Annotated in this window: 11 protein-coding genes; all 11 read left to right on the top strand. The window is 69.2% G+C overall.

Going from position 1 to position 10,482, the window contains the following annotated elements; genetic code table 11:
* Positions 1–4: 4 nt before the first annotated feature.
* On the top strand, positions 5–1,711 hold the full coding sequence (locus AC5Y31_RS11810; RefSeq protein ID WP_499980519.1) for a thiamine pyrophosphate-binding protein: 1,707 nt from the start codon (positions 5–7) through the stop codon (positions 1,709–1,711).
* Positions 1,712–1,779: 68 nt separating this feature from the next.
* The gene (locus tag AC5Y31_RS11805) at positions 1,780–2,958 is read left to right on the top strand and encodes an acyl-CoA dehydrogenase family protein (protein WP_499980518.1); all 1,179 of its coding nucleotides are present in this window, start codon (positions 1,780–1,782) and stop codon (positions 2,956–2,958) included.
* Entirely contained in the window at positions 2,958–3,716 is a 759-nt protein-coding gene (locus AC5Y31_RS11800) for an SDR family NAD(P)-dependent oxidoreductase (RefSeq protein ID WP_499980517.1), read from the top strand. The genes AC5Y31_RS11805 and AC5Y31_RS11800 overlap by 1 nt, the downstream gene beginning before the upstream one ends.
* Positions 3,716–4,924 carry a CaiB/BaiF CoA transferase family protein gene (locus AC5Y31_RS11795; RefSeq protein WP_499980516.1) on the top strand — a complete coding sequence of 403 codons (1,209 nt, stop codon included), beginning with the start codon at positions 3,716–3,718 and terminating at the stop codon, positions 4,922–4,924. The genes AC5Y31_RS11800 and AC5Y31_RS11795 overlap by 1 nt, the downstream gene beginning before the upstream one ends.
* Positions 4,921–5,712 carry an enoyl-CoA hydratase/isomerase family protein gene (locus AC5Y31_RS11790; protein WP_499980792.1) on the top strand — a complete coding sequence of 264 codons (792 nt, stop codon included), beginning with the start codon at positions 4,921–4,923 and terminating at the stop codon, positions 5,710–5,712. Before AC5Y31_RS11795 ends, AC5Y31_RS11790 begins: the two co-directional genes overlap by 4 nt.
* Before the next feature lie 15 nt (positions 5,713–5,727).
* Positions 5,728–6,876 (top strand): thiolase family protein, encoded by a 1,149-nt coding sequence (locus AC5Y31_RS11785; RefSeq protein WP_499980515.1) that lies wholly within the window; start codon positions 5,728–5,730, stop codon positions 6,874–6,876.
* An 11-nt stretch (positions 6,877–6,887) separates the two neighbouring features.
* Entirely contained in the window at positions 6,888–8,036 is a 1,149-nt protein-coding gene (locus AC5Y31_RS11780; protein WP_065025358.1) for an acyl-CoA dehydrogenase family protein, read from the top strand.
* A gap of 93 nt (positions 8,037–8,129) precedes the next feature.
* Complete coding sequence (locus AC5Y31_RS11775) at positions 8,130–8,744, top strand: TetR/AcrR family transcriptional regulator (RefSeq protein WP_109470804.1); 615 nt, start codon at positions 8,130–8,132, stop codon at positions 8,742–8,744.
* Complete coding sequence (locus AC5Y31_RS11770) at positions 8,741–9,268, top strand: hypothetical protein (protein ID WP_109470805.1); 528 nt, start codon at positions 8,741–8,743, stop codon at positions 9,266–9,268. Before AC5Y31_RS11775 ends, AC5Y31_RS11770 begins: the two co-directional genes overlap by 4 nt.
* A gap of 16 nt (positions 9,269–9,284) precedes the next feature.
* Positions 9,285–9,968: a fatty-acid--CoA ligase gene (locus tag AC5Y31_RS11765; RefSeq protein ID WP_499980513.1), complete on the top strand. Its 684-nt coding sequence runs from the start codon at positions 9,285–9,287 to the stop codon at positions 9,966–9,968.
* Positions 9,965–10,471, top strand: a complete 507-nt coding sequence (locus AC5Y31_RS11760) for a DoxX family protein (RefSeq protein ID WP_499980511.1) — start codon at positions 9,965–9,967, stop codon at positions 10,469–10,471. The genes AC5Y31_RS11765 and AC5Y31_RS11760 overlap by 4 nt, the downstream gene beginning before the upstream one ends.
* Positions 10,472–10,482 lie beyond the last annotated feature (11 nt).

Here is a 10,482-nt window from a genome sequence, read left to right as displayed (position 1 = left end):
GATCGTGGGTGTACCCGTTTACCGCCGGATACTGGAATTGTTCGAGGCCGAGGGCGTCAACACGCTGTTCGGCATCCCCGACCCCAACTTCGTGCACATGTTCGTCGAGGCCGAACAGCGCGGCTGGTCGGTGGTGGCCCCGCACCACGAGGAGAGCGCCGGCTTCATGGCCGAAGCGGCGTCGCGGATGACCGGCCGGCCCGGGCTGTGCATCGGCACCCTGGGCCCGGGGGTGGCCAACATCGCCGGGGCGATGATGTGCGCGAAGGTGGAGAACTCCCCGGTGGTGTTCCTGGGCGGGCAGCGGGCCCGCATCACCGAACGGCGGGTGCGGCGCGGACGCATCCAATTCGTCCGCCAGGAAGAGCTGTTCGCGCCGTCGGTGAAGTACAGCGCCTCGATCGAGTACGCCGACCAGACCGATGAGATCGTGCACGAGGCCATCCGCCGCGCCATGTCCGGCACCCCCGGACCGGCCTACATCGAATACCCCTCGCACGTCATCCTCGAAGAGCTCGACGTGGCCGGCCCGCCGGAGCCGCACCGCTACCGGCTGGTCAATCAACGGGCCGGTGCCGCCGAGCTCGCCGAAGCCGTCGAACTCATCCGTAACGCGGCCAACCCGATCCTGCTGGTGGGCCACGGGGTGCACACCTCGCGCAGCGGGGCGGCGGTCGCCGAGCTCGCCGAGCTGATGGCCTGCCCGGTGATCCAGACCTCCGGGGGCACCGCGTTCATTCCCGGCCTGGAAGAGCGCACCTTCCCCTACGGGTTCTCCCAGTCGGCGGTCGAGGCGGTGGCGGCCTCGGACGTCTGCGTGGCCCTGGGCACCGAACTGGGCGAGCCGGTGCACTACGGCACCACCCGGCACTGGGCGGATAAGAATGCCGACCGCAAGTGGATCTACGTCGAGCAGGACCCGCTGGCGATCGGGGTGAACCGGCCGATCGACGTGCCCCTGGTGGGCGACCTGCGGGGCATCGTCCCGCAGTTGGTCGAAGCCCTGAAAGACGCACCGCGTACCCCGGCGGCCGAGCTGGACCGCTGGATCCGCCAGGACGCCGAGCAGTTGGCCGAGCTGGCCGAGACCGCGCCGTCCGGGCGTTCCCCGGTGCATCCGGCGCGCTACGTGGTCGAGGCCACCAAGGCGTTTCCCGCCGACGGCATCATGGTCCGCGACGGCGGCGCCACCGTCATCTTCCAGTGGACCTATTCGCAGGCCAAGCCGCACGACGTGATGTGGAACCAGAACTTCGGCCACCTCGGCACCGGGCTGCCGTATGCGGTGGGCGCCTCGGTCGCCGAAGGCGGCAAGCGCCCGGTGATGCTGCTGACCAGTGACTCGGCGTTCCTGTTCCACATCGCCGAGCTGGAGACCGCGGCCCGGCTGGGGCTGCCGCTGGTCTGCGTGGTCGGGGTCGATCACCAGTGGGGCCTGGAGGTCGGGGTGTACAAGCGGACCTTCGAGCAACCCTCGCCGCAGCCGGGGGTGCATTGGAGCAAGGACGTCCGGTTCGACAAGATCGCCGAGGGCATGGGCTGTCACGGGGAATACGTGCAGGACGAGGCGGAGATCGGACCGGCGATCAAACGGGCCTACGCCGCCGGCGGCACCGCGGTGATCCACGTGTGCATCGATCCCAAGGCCAACTCGGAGGAGATGCCCAACTACGCCGAGTTCCGCACCTGGTACGCCGAAGGGACCCAATAAACGAGAATGCTATTCTCGTTTCCGGCTAATGAACGTCCACAAGGGGTGCTGATGGGCTGGAGGAGATCATGTCCGGCGGAATGAGCTTCGAGCTGACCGAGGACCAGCAGCTGATCCGGCAGTCGGTCGCCGAACTGGCGGCGAAGTTCGACGACCACTACTGGATGACCAAGGACCAGGCGCACGAATTCCCGCGCGAGTTCTACGACGCCATCGCCGGCGGCGGCTGGCTGGGCATGACCATCCCCGAGGAGTACGGCGGTCACGGGCTGGGCATCACCGAGGCCACCATCCTGGCCGAGGAAGTGGCCCGGTCCGGCGGCGGCATGAACGCCGCCAGCTCGATCCACCTGTCGATCTTCGGCATGCAGCCGGTCGTGGTCTTCGGATCGGATGAGATGAAAGCCGAAACCCTGCCCCGCATCGTCAGCGGCGATCTGCACGTGTGCTTCGGCGTCACCGAACCCACCGCGGGCCTCGACACCTCACGTATCACCACCTTCGCCAAGCGTGCCGGCAGCGATTATGTGGTCAACGGGCGCAAGGTCTGGATCTCCAAAGCCCTTGAATCCGAGAAGATCCTGCTGCTGACCCGCACCACCCCGCGAGACGAGGTAGCCAAACCCACCGACGGCCTCACCCTGTTCCTCACCGACATCGACCGCGACCACGTCGACATCCGGCCGATCACCAAAATGGGCCGAAACGCGGTGTCGTCCAACGAGGTTTTCATCGACGACCTGCGAGTACCGGCCGAACACCGGATCGGTGAAGAGGGCAAGGGCTTTTCCTACATCCTGCACGGGCTCAACCCGGAGCGCATGCTGATTGCCGCCGAGGCCCTCGGCATCGGCCGGGTCGCGCTGGACCGCGCGGTCAAGTACGCGAACGAGCGCGTGGTGTTCGACCGGCCGATCGGCATGAACCAGGGCATCCAGTTCCCGCTCGCCGACTCGCTGGCCCGGCTGGACGCCGCCGAGCTGATCCTGCGCAAGGCCACCTGGCTCTACGACAACGGCAAGCCCTGCGGCCGGGAAGCCAACATGGCCAAATACCTGTGTGCCGACGCCGGTTTCGCGGCAGCCGACCGCGCGCTGCAGACCCACGGCGGCATGGGCTACTCGGAGGAATACAACATCTCCCGGTTCTTCCGGGAGTCCCGCCTGATGAAGATCGCACCGGTCAGCCAGGAGATGATCCTGAACTTCCTCGGCTCGCACGTGCTCGGACTGCCGAGGAGTTACTGATGGCCGGCTACTTCGACCTGCGTGGCCGAAGCGCGGTGGTGACCGGGGCGGCCGGTGGCATCGGGTCGGCGGTCGCGACCGCACTGGCCGAAGCCGGAGCCGCGGTGCTGGTCACCGACATCGATGGCGACGCGGCCGCTGAAGTGGCCGAGCGGATTTCGGCGTCCGGCGGACGCGCCGCTTCAGCCACGCTGGATGTGGCCGACCGGGACTCCGCCGACGCGGCCGCAGCCAAGGCCGCCGAGCTGGCCGACGGAAAGATCCACATCCTGATCAACAACGCCGGCGTGACCCGCCCGGCGATGTTCGAGAAACTCAGCGCCGAGTCGATGCGGCTGCTGCTGGACGTGCACACCGTCGGCGCGTTCAACTGCACCCAGGCGATGCTGCCCTACGTTCCGACCGACGGCACGGGGCGCATCGTCAACGTGACGTCGGCCGCCGGGCTGACCGGCACCCTCGGGCAGGTCAACTACTCGGCGGCCAAGGCCGCCCTGATCGGCTTCACCAAGTCGCTGGCCCGCGAGCTGGCCACCAAGCGGATCTGCGTCAACGCGCTGGCGCCGCTGGCGGCCACCCCGATGACCGAGACCATCCGCACCAACGAGAAATTCGCCGCCAACATGATGAACCGCATCCCGATGAAGCGCTGGGCCGAGCCCAGCGAGGTCGCGGGCGCGTTCGTCTTCATGGCCTCCGACGCCGCCTCCTATGTCACCGGGCAGGTGCTGCCGGTGGATGGTGGCATGGTGATGTGATGCCCCAACCCTCAGCCGCACCGCTGGCCGGCGTCACCGTGGTGGCCCTGGAACAGGCGGTGTCGGCACCGATGTGCACCCGCGCACTGGCCGACTTCGGCGCCCGCGTCATCAAGGTGGAGAACCCCGACGGCGGTGATTTCGCCCGCTACTACGACGACGTCGTCAATGGGCAGGCCGCCCACTTCGTCTGGGTCAACCGCGGCAAGGAGTCGGTCACCCTCGACCTGAAAAGCGAGGCGGGACGCGACATTCTGCACCGGCTACTCGACCGCGCCGACGTGCTGGTGTCCAACCTCGCACCCGGTGCCACCGCTCGGCTGGGTCTGTCCCCTCAAGACATGGCGCGCCGGCACCCGAACGTGATAGCGGTCGAGATCGACGGCTACGGCAGCGGGGGACCGTTGTCGCACAAGCGCGCCTACGACCTGCTGGTGCAGGCCGAGTCCGGGGTGTGCTCGGTGACCGGCAACCCGGGCGCCCCGGCCAAACCGGGCCCGCCGGTGGCCGACGTGACCAGCGGCCTGTACTCGGCCCTGTCGATCATGGCGCTGCTGGTCGGCCGAGATCGCAGCGCACCGGCGCCGTCGATCACCGTGAGCCTGTTCGACACGATGGCCGAGATGATGGGCTACCACCTCACCTACGCGCGGCACTCCGGAATCGACCAGCAACCGCTCGGTATGAGCTCACCGGCGGTGGCGCCCTACGGCGCCTACCCGACGGCCGACGGGCACACCGTGGTGCTGGGCACCACCAACGACCGGGAGTGGCAGCGGCTGGCCCGCGAACTGCTGGGCCGCGACGATCTGGCCGACGATCCGCGCTTCGCCGGAAACGCCGACCGGGTTGCGCACCGGGCGATTCTGGACGAGGCGATCGCGGACTGGTGCGCCCGCCACGACCTGGCCAAGATCCAGGATGCCGCCGATGCCGCCGGAATCGGCAACGCCCGCTATAACACCCCCAGCGACGTATTGGCGCACCCGCAGCTCGCCGAGCGTGACCGGTGGCGCTCAATCGACACCCCCGCCGGACCGATCCCGTCGTTGCTGCCGCCGCCGGTGATCGCCGGCTACCGACCGCCGATGGGCGCGGTGCCGGGGCTGGGCGAGCACACCGAGGCGGTGCTGGGGGAGCTGGGTTTCACCGACGCCGACATCGCCGCGCTGCGCGGTCAGGGGGCGATCGGGCAGGCTGGCAGCTGATGTCCCCCGACGACCCGGTACTGCTGCGCAGCGATCGCGACGGCGTGCGCACCCTGACCCTGAACCGGCCCGCCCGCAAGAACGCGATCAGCCCGCAGCTGTGGCGGGCGCTGCGCGATGCGCTGCGCGACGCCGCCGACGACCGCGACCTGCGCGCCCTGGTCATCACCGGCGCCGGCGGCGCGTTCTGCTCGGGTGCGGACATCGGCACCCCCGACGAGGTGCACCCGGTGGAGAAGCTGCAACGCCTCACCGACGTCGCGCTGGCCCTGCACGAGCTGTCGGTGCCGACCATCGCGAAAGTGGCCGGGGTGGCGGTCGGGGCGGGCTGGAACCTGGCCCTGGGCTGCGACCTGGTGGTCGCGACGCCGGAATCGACGTTCTGCCAGATCTTTTCGAAGCGGGGCCTGTCGATCGACCTGGGCGGGTCGTGGTTGCTGCCCAAGATCGCCGGCCTGCAGCAGGCCAAGCGGTTGGCGCTGCTGGCCGAGACCATCGACGCCGCCGAAGCCCAAGCGCTGAACCTGGTGACCTGGGTGGTGGGGGCCGAGGAGATCGACGGGTTCGTCGATGACCTCGCCGACCGGTTGGCGGCCGGCCCGCCGCGGGCGCTGGCGCAGAGCAAGGCGCTGCTCAACCAGGGGGCCGACACCACCCTGCCGGCCGCCCTGATGAACGAATCACGCGCCCAGATAGTCAATTTCGCGGGCACCGACGCCGCGGAAGCGTATGCGGCATTCGCCGAGAAGCGCACCCCGCGCTTCACCGGCGGCTGGCCGGCGAAGTAGAACGGAGTAGTTCAGATGCGACCAACGGTGATCGTCGGGGCAGTGCGCACCCCGGTCGGCAAGCGCAACGGCGGGCTGGCCGGGATGCACGCCGCGGACCTGTCCGCGCTGGTGCTCAACGAATTGATGCAGCGCACCGGTGTCGACCCCGACGCCGTCGACGACGTGGTGTGGGGCTGTGTGTCGCAGGTCGGCGACCAGTCCAGCAATATCGGGCGTTACGCCGTGCTGGCCGCGGGCTGGCCCGAGACCATCCCGGGCACCACGGTCAACCGGGCCTGTGGCTCCAGCCAGCAGGCGCTCGACTTCGCCGTACACGCGGTGATGTCGGGCCAACAGGATGTCGTCGTCGCCGGCGGCGTCGAGGTGATGAGCCGGGTGCCGCTGGGCGCGGCCCGGGCCACCGGCGAGCCCTACGGGCCGAAAGCCCTTGCCCGCTATGACGGTTTCGCCTTCAACCAGGGCGTGTCGGCCGAGCTGATCGCAGAGCGGTGGGAGCTGTCCCGCACCCGCCTCGACGAGTATTCCGTGCAGTCGCACCAGCGGGCGGCCGCCGCCCGCGGCAGCGGTGTGTTCGACGAGCAGATCGTGGCGGTGACCACCGGCGACGGCACCGTCGTCGACTCCGATGAGGGCGTGCGCCCGGGCAGCACCGTCGAGCGACTGGCCGGGCTCAAGCCGGCTTTCGCCGACGACGGGGTCATCCACGCCGGCAACTCCTCGCAGATCTCCGACGGCGCCGCAGCGCTTTTGGTGATGAGCGAGGACGAGGCCGCCCGCCGCGGACTGACCCCGCTGGTGCGCTACACCGCCGGCGCGGTGACCGGAGCCGACCCGGTGCTGATGCTCACCGGACCCATCCCGGCCACCGAGAAGGTGCTCAAGCGCGCCGGGCTGCGGCTGGACGACATCGGCGTGTTCGAGGTCAACGAGGCGTTCGCGCCGGTACCGCTGGCCTGGCAGGCCGAGACCGGTGCCGACGAGAAGCTGCTCAACCCGGTCGGCGGGGCAATCGCCCTGGGCCATCCGCTCGGCGCGTCCGGTGCGGTGCTGATGATCCGGATGATTCACCACATGCGCGACAACGGGATTCGCTACGGGCTGCAGACCATGTGCGAGGGCGGCGGAACCGCCAACGCCACCATCGTCGAGCTGATCGGTTAGGGGCGCCGGGCATGCAGCGCACTCTGTTCACCGAAGACCACGAGGCGTTTCGGGCCCTGGCCCGCGACTTCGTCGACAAGCACGTGGTGCCCGAATATCCGCAGTGGGAGAAGGCCGGCCGGATGCCGCGCGCGGTCTTCGAACACCTGGGCTCGCTGGGGATGCTCGGCATGGCGATCCCCGAGGAGTACGGCGGCGGGGGCGCGGACGACTACCGCTACAACGTGGTGCTGCAGGAGGAGGCGGCGCGCGCTTTGGTGACGCTCTCCACGGTGCGCACCCAGCTCGAGGTGATCCTGCCGTACTTCCTGCACTACGCAGGCGACGAGCAGCGAGCGCGCTGGTTTCCCGGGCTGGCGGCCGGCACGCTGCTGACCGCGATCGCGATGACCGAGCCCGGCACCGGGTCGGATCTGGCCGGGATGCGCACCACCGCGGTGCGTGACGGCGACGACTACATCCTCAACGGCGCCAAGACGTTCATCACCGGAGGCATCCAGGCCGACTTGGTGATCGTGGTGGCGCGCACCTCCACCGACCCCGACAACCGTCGCCGCGGGCTGACCCTGCTGGTGGTCGAGGACGGCATGCCCGGATTCGAACGGGGCCGCGAACTGGACAAGATGGGCTGCAAGGTCCAAGACACCGCTGAGCTGTCCTTCGCCGACGTCCGGGTCCCGGTGACCAACCGGCTGGGGGAGGAGGGTGAGGCGTTCAGCTACCTGGGCCACAACCTGGCCCAGGAACGGCTCACCGTCGCCGTCGGGTCGGTCGCCCAGTCCCGCTCGGCGCTGGCCGCCACCATCGACTACGTCAAGAACCGCAACGTGTTCGGTTCCCCGGTCGCGTCGTTCCAGAACACCAAGTTCGAGCTGGCCGCGGTCTCCACCGAGATCGAGGCCGCCCAGTGCATGCTGGACCGAGCGGTCCTCGAACACGTCGAGGGCGAGCTGTCGGCGGCCGACGCCGCGCGGGTGAAGCTGTTCTGCACCGAGATGCAGGCCCGGGTGATCGACCGGTGTCTGCAGCTGTTCGGCGGCTACGGCTACATGATGGAGTATCCGATCGCGCGGCTCTACACCGATGCCCGAGTGGCCCGGATCTATGCCGGTACCAGCGAGGTCATGAAGATGATCATCGCCAAGTCGCTGGGCCTGTAAGCCAGGCGAAAAAATTCTTCGATGAGACCCTTGTCACAACTACCCTAACCAACCTACTGTGTGTTCACTTGGTTGGTTGATCGAAGGAGCCCGGTGACCTCACCACGGCCGTACGCCACACTGCTCGCCAAGGGCGAGGACCGCCGGCAGCGGATCCTGCTGGCGGCCGAACACCTGCTGGCGCGCAACGGCTGGCGCAACACCTCACTGGCGCAGATCGCCCGCAATGCCGGGGTCAGCGCGGCCGGGCTGCTGCACCACTTCTCCTCCAAAGAACAGCTGCTGCACGCGGTGCTCGACGCCCGCGACGCCGACGACGACTCGCACGCCGACCGCAGCGGCGACCTCATCGAGGAGATCCAGCGGGTCGCCGAGCGGTTCGCCCGGGCGCCCGAACTGGTCGGAACGTTCACCGTGCTGCTCGCCGAGAACGTGCTGCCTGAGGCGCCGCTGCACGACCGGATGCTCCAGCGGTACCGCGCCGCGGTGGACATCGTCGCCGACCTGATCCGGCGCGGCCAGGACGCCGGCCGCTACCGCTCCGACTTCGACGCGGGCATCAAGGCCGCGGAAATTCTCGCCTTTATCAACGGAATGGAGATGTCATGGCTTCTGGACCCTTCAATACCTCTGAACGAGGTGTTCACGGCGTACACGGAAACACTGGCCCGCGACTTCGCTCCGCCGGTAAAGGACGCCCACCGGTGACCGGGGACCCGGACATGCGCTACCGGTTCGACGTCGTCGGCCGCAGCGTCCTCGACGTCGTCACGGCCGCCGGCGGTTGGCTCTATGACCGCGCGACGGCGGGGTGGGACGTCACCGTGATGATCCTCGACAAGGAGGACACTCGCCCCCTGCAGATCCTCGGGGCCCGGGTGCTGAACCTGGCATCGGTGCTCAAGCAGTGGGAGCAGTGGCCGCACCCCCAGACGATCGCCGTCTGTGCCGAGATGTTCGACGGGCATGCGCAGGTGCGCCAGGGCGTGCTCGACGCGCTGGAACACAGCAGCACCGAGGTGACGCTGTGGGGAACCGTGCCCGCCGAACTGCACAGCGACGTCGACGCCCGGCAGCACCGGCTCAGCGCGGCGGCCCGCGCGTTCAAGGCTCAGGCGTTGCGGGCGGCCGGTGTCGACCCGGCCGACTCCGGAGCGGGACACATCGAGACGTTCCGCTGCGGGCCGGCGGTGTGTGCGGCAGTCGCGACGGACCTGAGCCCGGCCAGTTGACGGGCGCAGCCGCGCCTTGACCGAGAACGTGTCCGAGTCGCTGTCGCGCTCCCTGGTGTTGGTGACGGACTATCGGGTCCCCGATCCGGCCCGGGTCTGGCCGCTGTTGCAGCGCCACCGCGGCAGCCTGGCACACCTGGGTGCCCGCCATGTCCTCGTCTACACCTCGTCGGTCGATGCCGGCCGGGTGCTGGCGCTGATGTCGATCCGCGCCGCGCAGCCGGTGACCGACCTGCTGCGCGACGAGGCCTTCATGGGCTGGTTCGACGCCGTCGGCGTCGACGACATCCCGGCCGTTTTCGCCGGGGCGCTCGCCGAGCGCATCGAACTGGCCGACCCGCAGCCGGCGCCTGAGGCGCCGGGCGTGGTGGTCGCGGCGGTGGCCGAAGTCGTCGACGCCGAGGCGCTGATCGCCCACGTGCGCGCCACCGCGAAGGATTTCGCCGCCGCGGGCATCCGGAAGATCCTGATATTCCAGGCTTTTGACAATCCCCGTGAGGTGTTCATGCTGCAGGAGGCGGACGACGAGGCCGGCGCCGCGCAGTGGATCAGCCAACCCGAATTCGCCGCCGACTGGATCACCCGGGCCGGCGTCGGCGTCTACCCGCCGGTCTTCGTCGGCCGGCTTCAGCACCTGATGCGCGTTGCGGATCAGCCCGATACCCAAGAAGACCAAGCAGAAGGGGAACCCATTCGATGACCGCTTACGACGTGGGACTGTTGATCGTCCGGCTCTGCCTCGGCCTGACCATGGCCGCGCACGGCTACAACAAGATCTTCTCCGGGGGCCGGATCGCCGGCACGGCACGCTGGTTCGACAGCATCGGCATGCGGCCCGGTACCTTCCACGCCCGCATGGCCGCCGGAACCGAGATCGCCGCCGGACTGGGGCTGGCCGCCGGTCTGCTCACGCCGATTCCCGCGGCCGGCTTCGTCGCGCTGATGCTGGTGGCGGCCTGGACGGTGCACCGCGGCAACGGCTTCTTCATCGTCAAGAGCGGCTGGGAGTACAACCTGGTGCTGGCCGTCGTCGCGGTCGGCATCGCCATGCTCGGCGCCGGCCCGCTCAGCCTGGACCACCTGCTGTTCGGGCAGAACTGGTGCGACGGGTGGACCGGCCTGCTGGTCGCGGCCGGGCTGGGCCTGGCCGGTGGGATCGCGCAGCTGGCGGTGTTCTTCCGGCCGGTGCCAGAGCAGGTCTGAGGGGGTCGGCG

The sequence above is a fragment of the Mycobacterium sp. NGS18 genome (genome assembly GCF_059813185.1).
The sequence above is the reverse complement of the archived record's forward strand: the minus strand, read 5'-3'. Positions and strand labels throughout refer to the sequence as shown.